The organism is Pseudomonas putida S13.1.2, assembly GCF_000498395.2.
Taxonomy (GTDB): Bacteria; Pseudomonadota; Gammaproteobacteria; order Pseudomonadales; family Pseudomonadaceae; genus Aquipseudomonas; species Aquipseudomonas putida_Q.
The window spans coordinates 5,529,135-5,543,260 of the sequence record NZ_CP010979.1 but is presented as its reverse complement, the minus strand read 5'-3'; the positions used below and the strand labels follow the sequence as shown (position 1 = coordinate 5,543,260).

Annotated in this window: 14 protein-coding genes and 1 riboswitch; of the genes, 8 read left to right on the top strand and 6 right to left on the bottom strand. The window is 62.2% G+C overall.

The features are described from left to right. The first annotated feature begins 120 nt into the window (after positions 1–120). Positions 121–513: a DUF1090 domain-containing protein gene (locus tag N805_RS24475; protein WP_019471536.1), complete on the top strand. Its 393-nt coding sequence runs from the start codon at positions 121–123 to the stop codon at positions 511–513. Between the two features lie 128 nt (positions 514–641). Here N805_RS24475 and N805_RS24470 read toward each other — a convergent pair whose 3' ends face one another. Continuing rightward, complete coding sequence (locus tag N805_RS24470; RefSeq protein ID WP_019471537.1) at positions 642–1,088, bottom strand: c-type cytochrome; 447 nt, start codon at positions 1,086–1,088, stop codon at positions 642–644. Between the two features lie 119 nt (positions 1,089–1,207). Here N805_RS24470 and N805_RS24465 point away from each other — a divergent pair, with 119 nt between their 5' ends. Next, positions 1,208–2,359 carry a murein transglycosylase A gene (locus tag N805_RS24465; protein WP_019471538.1) on the top strand — a complete coding sequence of 384 codons (1,152 nt, stop codon included), beginning with the start codon at positions 1,208–1,210 and terminating at the stop codon, positions 2,357–2,359. Between the two features lie 111 nt (positions 2,360–2,470). On the opposite strand, the gene N805_RS24460 is transcribed toward N805_RS24465, so the two are convergent. Both N805_RS24460 and N805_RS24455 read right to left on the bottom strand, forming a co-directional pair. Beyond that, positions 2,471–2,857 (bottom strand): MAPEG family protein, encoded by a 387-nt coding sequence (locus N805_RS24460; protein WP_019471539.1) that lies wholly within the window; start codon positions 2,855–2,857, stop codon positions 2,471–2,473. 26 nt (positions 2,858–2,883) lie between these two features. Beyond that, a complete protein-coding gene (locus N805_RS24455; protein WP_019471540.1) occupies positions 2,884–3,717 on the bottom strand; it encodes a DMT family transporter in 834 nt (277 codons plus the stop codon). Between the two features lie 292 nt (positions 3,718–4,009). On the opposite strand from N805_RS24455, the gene N805_RS24450 reads away from it, so the two are divergent. Further along, on the top strand, positions 4,010–5,245 hold the full coding sequence (locus tag N805_RS24450) for a cation:proton antiporter (protein ID WP_019471541.1): 1,236 nt from the start codon (positions 4,010–4,012) through the stop codon (positions 5,243–5,245). 116 nt (positions 5,246–5,361) lie between these two features. On the opposite strand, the gene N805_RS24445 is transcribed toward N805_RS24450, so the two are convergent. Next, positions 5,362–5,763, bottom strand: a complete 402-nt coding sequence (locus tag N805_RS24445) for an acyl-CoA thioesterase (RefSeq protein ID WP_016501956.1) — start codon at positions 5,761–5,763, stop codon at positions 5,362–5,364. A gap of 178 nt (positions 5,764–5,941) precedes the next feature. Continuing rightward, positions 5,942–6,038, top strand: a riboswitch (S-adenosyl-L-homocysteine riboswitch). A gap of 20 nt (positions 6,039–6,058) precedes the next feature. Here N805_RS24445 and ahcY point away from each other — a divergent pair. The 5 genes from ahcY to N805_RS24420 all read left to right on the top strand — a co-directional run bounded on the left by ahcY (position 6,059) and on the right by N805_RS24420 (position 12,694). Next, on the top strand, positions 6,059–7,468 hold the full coding sequence (gene ahcY, locus N805_RS24440; protein WP_016501957.1) for an adenosylhomocysteinase: 1,410 nt from the start codon (positions 6,059–6,061) through the stop codon (positions 7,466–7,468). Between the two features lie 108 nt (positions 7,469–7,576). Next, on the top strand, positions 7,577–8,422 hold the full coding sequence (gene metF, locus N805_RS24435) for a methylenetetrahydrofolate reductase [NAD(P)H] (RefSeq protein ID WP_019471542.1): 846 nt from the start codon (positions 7,577–7,579) through the stop codon (positions 8,420–8,422). A gap of 93 nt (positions 8,423–8,515) precedes the next feature. Then, entirely contained in the window at positions 8,516–9,592 is a 1,077-nt protein-coding gene (locus N805_RS24430; protein WP_019471543.1) for a hypothetical protein, read from the top strand. Between the two features lie 215 nt (positions 9,593–9,807). Continuing rightward, on the top strand, positions 9,808–10,596 hold the full coding sequence (locus tag N805_RS24425) for a substrate-binding periplasmic protein (protein WP_019471544.1): 789 nt from the start codon (positions 9,808–9,810) through the stop codon (positions 10,594–10,596). Between the two features lie 217 nt (positions 10,597–10,813). Next, positions 10,814–12,694 carry a DEAD/DEAH box helicase gene (locus tag N805_RS24420; protein WP_019471545.1) on the top strand — a complete coding sequence of 627 codons (1,881 nt, stop codon included), beginning with the start codon at positions 10,814–10,816 and terminating at the stop codon, positions 12,692–12,694. A gap of 93 nt (positions 12,695–12,787) precedes the next feature. Here N805_RS24420 and N805_RS24415 read toward each other — a convergent pair whose 3' ends face one another. Both N805_RS24415 and N805_RS24410 read right to left on the bottom strand, forming a co-directional pair. Beyond that, positions 12,788–13,366 (bottom strand): YceI family protein, encoded by a 579-nt coding sequence (locus N805_RS24415; RefSeq protein WP_019471546.1) that lies wholly within the window; start codon positions 13,364–13,366, stop codon positions 12,788–12,790. Between the two features lie 34 nt (positions 13,367–13,400). After that, positions 13,401–13,952 (bottom strand): cytochrome b, encoded by a 552-nt coding sequence (locus N805_RS24410; protein WP_019471547.1) that lies wholly within the window; start codon positions 13,950–13,952, stop codon positions 13,401–13,403. Positions 13,953–14,126: the final 174 nt, after the last annotated feature.

Genomic DNA, 14,126 nt, shown 5'->3' with positions numbered 1-14,126 from the left:
TTAGCTTGTAGGAAAACCCGAGATTCAAGCGGAAAACCCCACCAAGGGTTCCTAAATGGGCAAAACCAAGGCAGGATTTCCACCAACTTTTGCTGCCCCGCCCCGTTCAGGAGGCTTTTCATGAAACGCATTTCGACTCTTTTCCTGCTCGCATCACTCGGTTTGGCTGCAGGTGCCGTGCAAGCCGCCCAGCCAGACCCAGGCCTGACCGGCTGCGCCGCCAAGCGCAGCGCCATCGAGAACCAGCTGAAAATTGCCCGCGACCACGGCAATAGCGGCCAGGTCGCAGGGCTGGAGGAAGCACTGCGTGGCGTGGACAACTGCACCGACGCGAGCCTGCGCAAAGAGCGAGAGCAGAAGGTGCTGGATGCACGTCACGAAGTGGCGCAGCGGGAAAAAGACCTGAAGAAAGCCGAGAAAAAAGGCGACGCGGAGAAGATCAACAAGCGCAAGGACAAGCTTGCCGAGTCGCGCAAAGAGCTGCAGGAAGCCGTGGACGATCTGGATCGCTGACAGCGATTCGCGTTGCCCTTACTGGCCTCATCGCCGGCAAGCCAGCTCCCACAGGTATCACACTGCCTTCAATTACTGCGCAGTACCTGTGGGAGCTGGCTTGCCGGCGATGAGGCCACAGCAGGCCATCAATGATTACGAAACTCGGTATGGCACGCCTTGCACGCTGCTTCGACCTTGTCCATCGGCGCTTTCAATTGCGCAGCATCCAGCGGCTGGGTGCGGCTGACATCGACCAGCTCGCCGGTGACGCTTTCCAGCTGCCGGGCCAGGTCATGAAAGCGCGCCTGCCGCTCCCACACCTCTGCGCGCGCGGCGCTATCACCGCCATCGCGCACTTGCGGAAAATGCTGCCAGGGCTGGTGCGAAAGGTTGTCCAGCTTCAGCGCACCGTCGGCAAACTTCAGCCCGTCGAACGGCAACCGGCCGCGCAGCATACCGCCCAGGTCTTCGCTGGTGTTGAGCATGTCCTTGAAGATTACCTTGCGCTTGCCCAGCGGCGAGTTGGGGTCAACCCGGTCACAACCACTCAGGGCCAGGGCTGCCAGCAGAACAACGGTCAATCGCTTCAACATCACGCTCACTTCGGCCTACGCAAATGGGCGGCCAGTATCACCGCCCAAGGGCCAAACACCAATAGCCACATAAAAAACAGGGGCGAATCTTCATGTTCGCCCATGACAGGAATGCACACATGACATCTGCCTTGCGCCACCTGGCCTGGACACTCCCGGTGCTGGCCTTGCTGGCCGGCTGCAACGGCGGCGAGAACGCCAAGCCCGAGCCCCACGCCATTGCCACCTATGCCCCGGCCACATGGCAAGACCTGCCCGCGGTCAGCGACGAAGACCTGCTGGCCGGTTTCTACGCCTGGCGCAGCGGCTGTGAAAAGCTCAAGCGCGACCCAGTGTGGGCCGCCACCTGCGAAGCGGCCGGCAGCGACACGGCGAGCGCCGCCCAGGTCCGTACCTTCCTTGAACAGAACCTGCAGGTATACGGCCTGCGCTCCGCCGATAACAATGCCAACGGCCTGATTACCGGATACTACGAGCCGGTCTACCCCGGCAGCCTGAGCCAATCGGCGACCAACCATGTGGCGGTCTACGGCATCCCTGATGACATGATCGTGGTCGACCTGGCCAGCGTGTACCCCGAACTCAAGGGTAAACGCCTGCGCGGTCGGCTTGATGGCCGGGTGCTCAAGCCCTACGACACTGCCGAAGTGATCAACCGCAACGGCGTCAAGGCACCGGTGCTGGCCTGGCTGACGGACCCGATGGACCTGCAATTCCTGCAAATCCAGGGTTCTGGCCGGGTACAACTGGAAGACGGCCGTCAGTTGCGCCTTGGCTACGCAGATCAGAATGGCCACCCCTACCGGCCAATCGGCCGCTGGCTGGTGGAGCAGGGCCAGCTGAAAAAAGAAGAAGTGAGCATGGGTGCCATTCATGCCTGGGCCCAGGCCAATCCGCAGCGTGTCCCGGAACTGCTGGCCAGCAACCCTAGCTACGTGTTCTTCAGCACTCGCCCAGACAGTAATGAAGGCCCGCGCGGCTCGTTGAACGTACCGCTCACCGCCGGCTACAGCGTGGCCATCGACCGCAAGGTGATTCCGCTGGGCAGCCTGTTGTGGCTTTCCACCACGCGCCCCGACGGGTCGCCAGTGGTGCGCCCGGTAGGCGCGCAGGACACTGGTGGGGCGATTGCGGGTGAAGTGCGTGCCGACCTGTTCTGGGGCACCGGGCCGGAAGCCGGCGAGCTGGCGGGGAACATGAAGCAGCAGGGGCAGATCTGGATGCTCTGGCCTAAAGGCCAGCCACTACCTGAGGTACCTAAGGTACCTTGATCGGCGGTGGATTCTTCGCGGGCTTGCCCGCTCCCACAGGTACACCACAGTACTCAAGGGCTGTGTTGTACCTGTGGGAGCGGGCCAGCCCGCGAAGAAGGCAACGCGGTTTCAGACGGAAACCACGAAGAACGACACGATCAGCGCCAACCCGGCAAACCACACCAGCGAGCGCAAGGCAGCCCAGTCGGCCAGGTAGCAGATGATGTAAAGCAAGCGGCTGGTGATGTACATCACCCCCAGCACATCCTGCGTCACCTGCTCGGCGTTGCCGACGATATCCGCCACCAGCACCGCCGCAGCAAATGCCGGGAATGCCTCGTAGCCATTCTGCTGCGCAGCATGGGCACGCCGCGGCAAGCCCGACAAGGTATCAAGGAAGGCTCGCGGGTCGTGATTGTCCTTGAGGCCGAACCGGCCGCTGGCCACCTTGGCGATCAAGGCACACAGCGGGTTCAGCAGCAGCGCGATCAGGATGCACCATAGGGCAACGGTCATGCTCAGACTCCTTGTTCGAAAATGGGTTAGAGCTTCATCACCAGCATGCCTGCCAGGACCAGCCCGCAAGCTAGGAGTCTCGGCCCGCCAAAAGGTTCTTTGAGGTAGCGCATACCCAGCAGCACCACCAGGATCACGCTCAACTCCCGCAACGCGGCAGCCTCGGCCACCGACCCCAGGTGCATGGCCCACAACACCAGGGCATAGCTGAACAATACGCAGAACCCTACCGCCAGCCCGAGCCGCCATTGGGTACGCCAGAACAGTACAAACGGCGCCCGCCGCGCTATGCCAGCCAACAACGGAAATTGCCAAGCACTGAGCAGGGTCAGCCACACCAGGTAATCCCACGGTTTGCCCCACAGTCGCACGGCCTGGCCGTCGAACCAGGTGTAGCAACCAATGCACAGGCCAATCAACGCAACCACAGGCAACATCGACCAGGGCAGCCGGTCACCGCCGCCGCCCTGCCACAACAGGCAGGCCATTCCACAGGGGATCAACAGGATACCGATGATCTGCTGCTGGCTCAGCGACTCCCCGGCAAAGGCCAGGGTCAGCCCCAGCACCACCAGCGGCGACAGCCCGCGCATCAGAGGATAGACCAGCCCCAGGTCGCCCACTTGGTAGGCTTTTATCAGCAGGTAGCGGTACAGCTGCTCGGCCAACGCTGAGGCTATCAACCAGGGCCATATTTCAGCTGGCGGCACATCGACGAAGGATACCGCCAGCACCGCGAACACCAGGGCCACCGTGTCCATGCTGGCGATCACCAGCAAGCGCTCGCCGCTGAATTTGATCAGCGTATTCCAGGTCGCATGCAGCAAGGCGGCGACCAGCACCAAGGATGTTGCCAACACGCCTTCTTATCCTTAATGGCTTTTTATTGATGTGAATATATAGCGTTCAGGGGCCGCTGTGCGGCCCAATCGCCGGCAAGCCAGCTCCCACATTGACCGCGCCGCTTTCAAGGTTGATGCCCTACATGTGGGAGCTGGCTTGCCGGCGATTGGGCTGCGCAGCAGCCCCTTAAATGGGAACGATTGGAACGAATCCGGTCAAAGCTTGTGTCCCGAACCCCGCGCCAGGTCATCAAAGAACTGCCCGAGCCATTCGGGTAACGACTTGGAAGCCACTGTCACAGGATTCGGGATGCTTGAATTAGTTGCCGCGTTTATCTGCCTCACCACCCTCCTTACCTATGTAAATTACCGTTTCATCGGCCTGCCCCCCGCCATCGGCGTGATGGTTACGGCACTGCTGTTCTCCCTGATGCTGCAGGGCCTTAGCCTGATCGGCTTCCCTGGCCTGGAAGAGCGCGTCGAAGGGCTGATGAACCAGATCGATTTCAACGACCTGTTGATGCACTGGATGCTGGCGTTCCTGCTGTTTGCCGGCGCCTTGCACGTAAACCTCAGCGATTTGCGCAGTTACCGCTGGCCGATCGGCTTGCTCGCGACAATTGGGGTGCTGATCGCCACTGTGGTCATCGGCTACCTGTCGCACTGGGTATTCGCGATGTTCGGCTGGCAAGTGCCGCTGATCTACTGCCTGCTGTTCGGTGCGCTGATCTCGCCCACCGACCCGATTGCCGTGCTGGGCGCGTTGCGTACCGCAAACGCCTCCAAACCGCTGAAAACCACCATCGTCGGCGAGTCGCTGTTCAACGACGGTACCGCGGTAGTGGTGTTCACCGTGTTGCTGGGCATCATCCAGCTTGGCGAAACGCCGAGCATGACCGACACGGCGATCCTGTTCGCCCGCGAGGCCATTGGCGGCGTGGTATTTGGTGGTCTGATCGGCTACGCCACCTACCGCATGATCAAGAGCATCGAGCAGTACCAGGTAGAAGTCATGCTGACCCTGGCGCTGGTCATCGGTGGCTCGGCCATGTGCTACGAGCTGCACGTTTCGGCGCCGATCGCCATGGTGGTGGCCGGCCTGATCATCGGCAACCTGGGACGCAACCTGGCGATGAACGACATGACCCGTCGCTACATGGACGGTTTCTGGGAGCTGATCGATGACATGCTCAACGCCCTGCTGTTCGCACTGATCGGCCTGGAGCTGTTGCTGCTGCCATTCAACTGGATGCACCTGGCGGCCGGCGGCGTGCTGGCGCTGGCGGTGCTGCTGTCGAGGCTGCTGACCGTGGCCCCGGCCATTGTCCTGCTGCGCCGCTGGCGCCCGGTGCCCAAAGGCACGGTGCGGGTGTTGACCTGGGGTGGCCTGCGTGGCGGGGTGTCGGTGGCCCTGGCACTGTCGCTGCCACTGGGCGAGGAGCGTGACCTGCTGCTGTCGATCACCTACATCGTGGTGTTGTCCTCGATCCTGGTGCAAGGCTTGAGCATCGGGCGGGTGGTGCGCAAGGTCAGCGCCCAGCCGTAAGATTTTCGGGGCCGCTTTGCGGCCCATCGCGACACAAGGCCGCTCCTACAGGGGATCGCATTCTCCTGTAGGAGCGGCCTTGTGTCGCGATGGGCTGCAAGGCAGCCCCAGCATGTTTACTCGACTGCAGAATCCGGGAACTGGTCCTGGACATACTTGATCTCGGTGCGCCCGTGCGCTGCCGGCAAGCCGTCTTCACCCAAGTTGACGAACACCATCTTGTCGACGGTCAGAATGCTCTTGCGGGTGATCTTGTTGCGTACTTCACACTTGAGGGTGATCGAGGTGCGGCCGAACTCGGTGGCAGTGATGCCCAGTTCGATGATGTCGCCCTGACGCGAAGCGCTGACGAAGTTGATTTCCGATATGTACTTGGTCACTACGCGCTGGTTGCCCAGCTGGACGATGGCGTAGATGGCCGCCTCTTCGTCGATCCAGCGCAACAGGCTGCCACCGAACAGGGTGCCATTGGGGTTGAGGTCTTCGGGTTTAACCCACTTGCGGGTGTGAAAGTTCATCTGTACTCCTGACCTGCTTGGCTAACGTGTAGCAATGATGGCAGAGCGGCCGCCATCGCTCCATTGAACATCGACTATCGTCTCGATTAATCGACAGAAAACCTTGGGCAAGTGGCCGCGCGCGGCTATAATCTGCGCCGTTTCACATGGTCGCCCACTGCGGCGCCATGCCCGCCACCTGTCCGAGGGGCGCTGCAGCAGGCTAGGCCTGTCAGGCTCGGATGGGGCGTTGTCCGCTCCCGCGGACGCTCAACGCACAACGGCGCCCATTCGCACACTACGAATGGAGGCTCTCATGAGCGCTGTAAACACGCCTGCTGGTTTTACCGATTTCAAAGTCGCCGACATCTCCCTGGCCGCCTGGGGCCGTCGCGAAACCATCATCGCCGAATCGGAAATGCCTGCGCTGATGGGCCTGCGTCGCAAGTACCTGACCGAGCAGCCGCTCAAGGGTGCGAAGATCCTGGGCTGCATCCACATGACCATCCAGACCGCCGTGCTGATCGAAACCCTGGTAGCCCTGGGTGCCGAAGTACGCTGGTCGTCCTGCAACATCTTCTCTACCCAGGACCAGGCCGCCGCGTCCATCGCCGCCGCCGGCATCCCGGTGTTCGCCTGGAAGGGTGAAACCGAAGAAGAGTATGAGTGGTGCCTGGAGCAGACCATCCTCAAGGATGGCCAGCCATGGGACGCCAACATGATCCTCGACGACGGCGGTGACCTGACCGAGCTGCTGCACAAGAAATACCCGCAAGTGCTGGACCGCGTGCACGGTGTGACCGAAGAGACCACCACCGGCGTGCACCGCCTGCTGGACATGCTGGCCAAGGGCGAGCTGAAAGTCCCGGCGATCAACGTCAACGACTCGGTTACCAAGAGCAAGAACGACAACAAGTACGGCTGCCGTCACAGCCTGAACGACGCCATCAAGCGTGGTACCGACCACCTGCTGTCGGGCAAGCAAGCCCTGGTGATCGGCTACGGTGACGTGGGCAAGGGCTCGGCCCAGTCCCTGCGTCAGGAAGGCATGATCGTCAAGGTCACCGAAGTTGACCCAATCTGCGCCATGCAGGCCTGCATGGACGGTTTCGAGCTGGTCTCGCCGTTCATCGACGGTATCAACGACGGCACCGAAGCCAGCATCGACAAGGCCCTGCTGGGCAAGATCGACCTGATCGTCACCACCACCGGTAACGTCAACGTCTGCGATGCCAACATGCTCAAGGCCCTGAAGAAGCGTGCCGTGGTCTGCAACATAGGCCACTTCGACAACGAGATCGACACCGCCTTCATGCGCAAGAACTGGGCCTGGGAAGAGGTCAAGCCGCAGGTGCACAAGATCCACCGCACCGGTGCTGGCAGCTTCGACCCGCAGAACGACGACTACCTGATCCTGCTGGCCGAAGGCCGTCTGGTCAACCTGGGTAACGCCACTGGCCACCCAAGCCGCATCATGGACGGTTCGTTCGCCAACCAGGTGCTGGCACAGATCTTCCTGTTCGAGCAGAAGTACGCCGACCTGTCGGCCGAGAAGAAAGCCGAGCGCCTGACCGTTGAAGTGCTGCCGAAGAAGCTCGACGAAGAAGTGGCCCTGGAAATGGTCCGCGGCTTCGGCGGCGTGGTTACCAAGCTGACCAAGCAGCAAGCCGACTACATCGGCGTGACCGTCGAAGGCCCGTTCAAGCCACACGCCTACCGCTACTAAGTAGTCGCTGGCAACGCTTCGCAACGATGCCCAAGCCAGGCCGGCCCCCACCGCCCTGGCTTTTACTTGCAGCCTGCCGCTTGAAGCAGGCTGCTTGAGGAACGAGTAATGTCACAAGAACGCCGCTACAGTTTCGAGTTCTTCCCGACCAAGACCGACGCCGGTCACGAAAAGCTGATGGGCGTCGCCCGCCAGCTGGCCACCTACAACCCGGACTTCTTCTCCTGCACCTACGGTGCCGGTGGCTCGACCCGCGACCGCACGCTGAACACCGTGCTGCAGCTGGAAAACGAAGTGAAGGTACCGGCCGCACCGCACCTGTCGTGCGTGGGCGACTCCAAGGACGACCTGCGCACCCTGCTGGCGGAATACAAGGCTGCCGGCATCAAGCGCATCGTCGCCCTGCGTGGCGACCTGCCGTCGGGCATGGGCATGGCCAGTGGCGAACTGCGCTACGCCAGCGACCTGGTCGAGTTCATCCGCCAGGAAACCGCTGACCACTTCCACCTGGAAGTGGCCGCCTACCCGGAAATGCACCCGCAGGCGCGCAACTTCGAAACCGACCTGGCCAACTTCGTGCACAAGGTCAAGGCTGGCGCCGACAGCGCCATCACCCAGTACTTCTTCAACGCCGACAGCTACTTCTACTTCGTCGAGCGCGCACAGAAGCTGGGTGTGGACATCCCGGTGGTACCCGGCATCATGCCGATCACCAACTACAGCAAGCTGGCCCGCTTCTCCGACGCCTGCGGCGCCGAGATCCCGCGCTGGATCCGCAAGCAGCTGGAAGCCTATGCCGACGACACCGCCAGCATTCAGGCATTTGGCGAAGAAGTGATTACCCGCATGTGCGAACAGCTGCTGCAAGGCGGCGCACCGGGCCTGCACTTCTACACCTTGAACCAGGCCGAGCCGAGCCTGGCGATCTGGAACAACCTGAAGCTGCCGCGCTGAAACTTTTTGGCAACGTCTGCTTAAGAAATGGTTAAGGCTTTGGTCATAGACTAAAGCCTTATTCATTTTCGGGTTATACAGGTCTTGCCAGCCATGCAGCATCCCCAGCCATCGCGCCCACAGCTTGTCTACCTGGCTTTTGGCCCAGCAACCTACCATCAGGAAGCCTGCTTCAGCATCGTCAGCGCCGTCACCCACTTGGGGCCGGCAGCCGCCGAAGCCATGGACATCCAGGTGTACACCGACAACCCGCAGCCCTACGCCAAGTTGCCCGTCACCGTCCATTTGCTGGACGAAGCCACGCGCCAGGCATGGAACGCCCCTCACGGTTATCATTTTCGCAGCAAGCATGTGCTGCTGCGCCAAGTGCTGCAGCAACACCCGCTGGCAGTGCTGATCGACACCGACACCTTCTTCCGCACTTCGCCCCTGCAGCTGTTCGCCCGGGTGGCCCCTGGCAAGCTGCTGTGCAATGCCATCGGCCCGCGCTATGGCGCAAACCAGAAGTGCCTGCTGTACCGGAACCTGCTGTCCATTCTGCAAGCCCGGGGCTTGGCCGACTGCCAGATGCCACTGGTCAATTCCGGGGTAATCGGCCTTACCGCCGAGGACGCCAGCACCCTGGACCGCTCCATCGACATGATGGACGAGTTCTACCCGCTGGCGCGCGAGGCCTATACCCTCGAGGAGTTTTGCCTGGCAGTGGCAGCGTACCGCACGCTGGAGGTGGCCGAGTGCACCGACGTCATCCATCACTACTGGAGCCGCAAGGCGCAGTTCCGCGCCAAGATCCAGGCCTGGCTGCGCAAGCACGGCCATGACCCGCTGAGCCAGGCGGCCTTGGCCGACGTCACTTTGGTCAATGACCAGCTACCACGGCCGCCTGCCCTGCACCGCCTGGGCTACAAGGCCCTGAGCCTGACGCTGCCGCGCCACGAGCGCCAGTTCGCCCGCGAACTGTTGTATGGCTGCTACCCCTACCCTAACGAGTTCGACCTCGCCTGCGCGCCGGCCTGGTGGGACAAGGCCCTGGAAAACCTCAATGCCCGTAATGGCCAGATGCAGCCCGAGCAACTGCGCCAGTGCTTGCGCCACCCGGGGTTGCGCCTGTCGTTGGGCGAACGGCGCAAAGAGATCGAGGTGCATCTGCTGAGAACATCGCAAGGCTGATACGCCCGCAACCCCATTGCCTCAAACCATCCTTGGGGGAGCGGGCAGGCCCGCGAAGCAGGCATCGCGGAAGGGGCACCGGCTTCGCCGGTGTTCGCGGGCATGCCCGCTCTCACAAATCAGTATCTGAGCAGGGCAATTGCCCCACTGAGATCGGGGCCGCTTTGAATATCAGGCCTCTGGCCTTGATTCGGCCGACCGCGTAATCTCCGGCCATGCCACTCGTCGCCCGACTGTTCTGGATCCTGCTGCTCGCCTGCCTGAGCCCGTTGGCTCTGGGCGAGCGCCTGCGCCTGGTCTCCGATGACTGGGCACCCTACGTCTATCAGCACGATGGCCAGCCCCGCGGTATCGACTACGAAGTCACCACCGAGGTATTCAAACGCCTGGGTGTCGAGGTGGAATGGCAGTTCCTGCCGTGGAAACGCTGCCTGGCAATGATCGAGCAAGGCCTGGCGGACGGGATTCTGGATATTTTCCAGACCGAAACCCGGCGCCCGTATCTGGTATACGCCCCCGAACCCATGTCGGAGGTCGAGTTCGTGCTGTTCCAGGCCCGCGCACGTCGCCATGCCGTAGCCGGCCCGGACGACCTCGCGGGCCTCACCGTAGGCACCTCGCCCGGCTACGCCTATGGCAGCGGGTTCAACCAGGCCACACATTTTCGACGTGAAGCCGCGCCGACCCAGGAAGCCAACTTCGGCAAACTGCTGCTGGGCCGTATCGACCTGGCAATTACCGACCGCAGGGTCGGGCATTACCTGATCCGGCATCTTGGCTTGGAGCAACAGGTCGAGGAACTGCCTCTGGTGATCAACCGCCAAGCCCAGTACCTGGGGCTGGTGCGCAAGCCAGGGCGTGAAACACTGGCCTTGGCCTTTGCCGAAGAACTGCAGCGTTTCAAGCAGGACCCGGCCTTTGCCGCCATCAGCCACCGTTACACAGGCGACATCGGAAACATTCTCAACGCCGTTGAGCAGCAGGAAAGCAGCACAGCGCGATAGCTCTGTTATACTCGGGCCTTCCCGCCCGGCTCACGCCCGGACGCTCGGCCTCGCAACAGGCATCCCGATCGGCACCGACGCGCCTTCGCGTCACCCTCCGTTTCCCGGATGTGCAGTGAAAGCCCAGCTGGACCGGACGCGATCGCATCCCACCGATGCCCGTCGCGCCAGGCAGAACATCCCAACGGGCCCAGCCCACACGAGAACAGGATCGCCCATGTCCTTTGCTTCCCTCGGTCTCTCCGAGGCTCTTGTCCGCGCTATCGAGGCTGCGGGCTATACCCAGCCGACCCCCGTGCAACAGCGGGCGATTCCCGCCGTGTTGCAAGGCCGCGACCTGATGGTTGCCGCCCAGACAGGTACTGGTAAAACCGGCGGCTTCGCCCTGCCGATTCTCGAGCGCCTGTTCCCGGCCGGCCACCCCGACAAGTCGCAGCGTCACGGCCCGCGCCAGCCTCGCGTGCTGGTCCTGACCCCAACCCGCGAGCTGGCAGCCCAGGTGCACGACAGCTTCAAGGTCTATGCCCGTGACCTGCCACTGGTCAGCGCCTGCATCTTCGGCGGCGTTGGCATGAACCCGCAAGTCCAGGCGATTGCCAAGGGCGTTGACGTGCTGGTTGCCTGCCCGGGCCGCCTGCTCGACCTGGCCGGCCAAGGCAAGGTCGACCTGGCCCACGTTGAAATTCTGGTGCTCGACGAAGCCGACCGCATGCTCGACATGGGCTTCATCCACGACGTCAAGAAGGTACTGGCCCGCCTGCCATCCAAGCGCCAGAACCTGCTGTTCTCGGCCACCTTCTCCAAGGACATCACCGACCTCGCCGACAAGCTCCTGCACAACCCGGAGCGTATCGAGGTCACGCCGCCGAACACCACCGTCGAGCGTATCGAGCAGCGCGTCTACCGCCTGCCCGCCAGCCACAAGCGTGCGCTGCTGGCCCACCTGATCACCCTGGGTGCCTGGGAACAGGTACTGGTGTTTACCCGTACCAAGCACGGCGCCAACCGCCTGGCCGAGTACCTGGAAAAACAAGGCCTGACCGCCGCCGCGATTCACGGCAACAAGAGCCAGAACGCCCGCACCAAGGCCCTGGCCGACTTCAAGGCCAACAGCGTGCGCGTACTGGTCGCCACCGACATCGCCGCCCGCGGCCTGGACATCGACCAGTTGCCCCACGTGGTCAACTTCGAGCTGCCGAATGTCGAGGAAGACTACGTGCACCGTATCGGCCGTACTGGCCGGGCCGGTCGTTCGGGCGAGGCCATTTCGCTGGTCGCGCCGGATGAAGAGAAGTTGCTCAAGAGCATCGAACGGGTAACCCGGCAGAAGATCGCCGACGGCGACCTGATGGGCTTTGACGCCAGCCAGGTGGAAGCCGAGAAACCCGAAGTACGCGAGCGCCCGCAGGCCAACGGCCGTGGCGGTCGCAACCAGCCACGCGGCGAAGGCGGCAAAGACGCCAACGGTGGCCGCAAGGACAAAGGCAAGGATAAAGGCAAGGCCAAGCAGCCAGCTGCCGCGAAGCCTGCAGATAAGGAAAAGTCCGGCGACAAGCCGCAGCAGCGCAAGCCGCGTGACAACAAGCCGCGCCAGCAGCAGGCCAGCCAGAACAGCACACCCAAGGCGCCCGCCGACCGTGCCCCGGATGAGTTCCTGGATGACGAAGTCGACAACTTCGGTAACCGCGCCGATTACGTCAGCCCTTACCAAGGCAAGAACCAGGGGCGTAACCGTCGCCCTGGCGGTGGTACTGGCGCAGGCCAGAGCCAAGGCCAAGGTGCTGCCCCGCGCAGCAACGGTGGCGGCGGTCAGGCTCGCAATGGCGGCCAGCCCCGCAGTGCCAACGGTGAGAAGCGCCCACCGCGCAACAACAATGGTGGCGGTGCACGCCGTGATGGCGGTGGCCGTGGTCGCCCGGCCCGTGACGATGCTGCCCGGCAAGAACCGGCCGTGCGCAACCCGCGCCAACCGGAAAAACAGCCGGTGATCATCCGCAAGGAGTCCAAGCTCGACCGTTTCCCGACGCCTGAGCAACTGGATGACCTGCCAAGCCGCCCGCGCGGTGAGCGTCCTGCCCTGTTGACCCGAAAAGGTTGAGCCAGAGGTAGCCTGTAACGGCCCTGCCAGGGCCCTGAACGGGAAATGAAAACGCCGCCCAATGGGCGGCGTTTTCTATTGCCAAGGCAATGCTTACTTCTGCTTCACACCTTCAACACTGATATCCAGGTCCAGGGTTTGCGAAGTCGCGCCTGGGCCCTTGATGCCGAAGTCGTTCAGGTTAAGGGTGGTGGTGGCGTTGAAACCAGCGCGCTCACCGCCCCATGGGTCCTTGCCTTCACCGTTGAAGGTAGCCTTGAAGGTGACCGGCTTGGTCACGCCGTGCAGGGTCAGGTCGCCGGTCACGTCAGCAGTCTTGTCGCCAGTCGACTTGACAGCGGTGGAGACGAACTTGGCTTGAGGATACTTCTTCACGTCGAGGAAATCGGCGCTGGCGATGTGCTTGTCACGCTCGGCGTGGTTCGACCACAGGCTGGCGGTTTTCAGGTCGACGCTGATCTTGCTGGCTTCAGGCTTGGCGCTGTCCCAGGTGAAGTTGCCGTCAAAGTCCTTGAAGGTACCGTGAATGAAGCTGTAGCCCAGGTGGCTGATCTTCCAGTCAACGAACGCGTGCTGGCCTTCCTTGTCGATCTTGTACTCGGCAGCCATGACCTGGCCGGCGGAAAGCAGAGCGGTACCGAGCGCCAGAGCGGCAAAAGTCTTTTTCAACATCCTTATTTCCTTCCTATGCAATTGAGGTTGAGAGTCAAGCTTTGCGGCCCAACATGCGGGTCAGGGTCGCGTCACGGTCGATGAAATGGTGCTTGAGCGCTGCCAGGGCATGCAGCACGGCAAAAATCACCAGGCCCCAGGCCAGCCACAGATGAATCACGCCAGCCACATCTGCCTGGTCAGGCAGGTCGCTGATCAGTGCCGGCACTTCGAACAGGCCAAACACCGGAATGCCGACGCCGTCGGCGGTAGAAATCAGGTATCCGGCAGCCATCACCGCAAACAGACCAAGGTACAAGGCCAGATGGCCTAGCTTGGCCGCCAGGCGCGTGACTGCGCCATGGTTGGCGGGTGCCGGTGGTGGGGGGCTGATGAAACGCCAGACCACCCGCAGCAGCATCACCGCCAGCAGCACCAGGCCGATGCTTTTGTGCAGGTCCGGGCCGGCTTTGCGCCAAGGGCTGTAGTAGTCGAGGCCGACCATCCACAGACCCAGGCCGAACAGGCCGAACACTGCCAGCGCCACGCCCCAGTGCAGGATGATGCTGACCACGCCGTAGCGAGAAGGTGAATTGCGCAGTTGCATGTTGGCGTGTTTCCCCGTGAAAGCTGTGCACAGACTAACGCGTAACGTATCGAAGAAAAGCGGAAAAAATTGCTTCGGTTTATCGAGAAATCCGATAAGTATTCTGTAAGCTTCCCATTAAGGAAACATTAACGATAGTCGGGGAAATAGCGGTTGCCAGTACTGGCCTCTTCG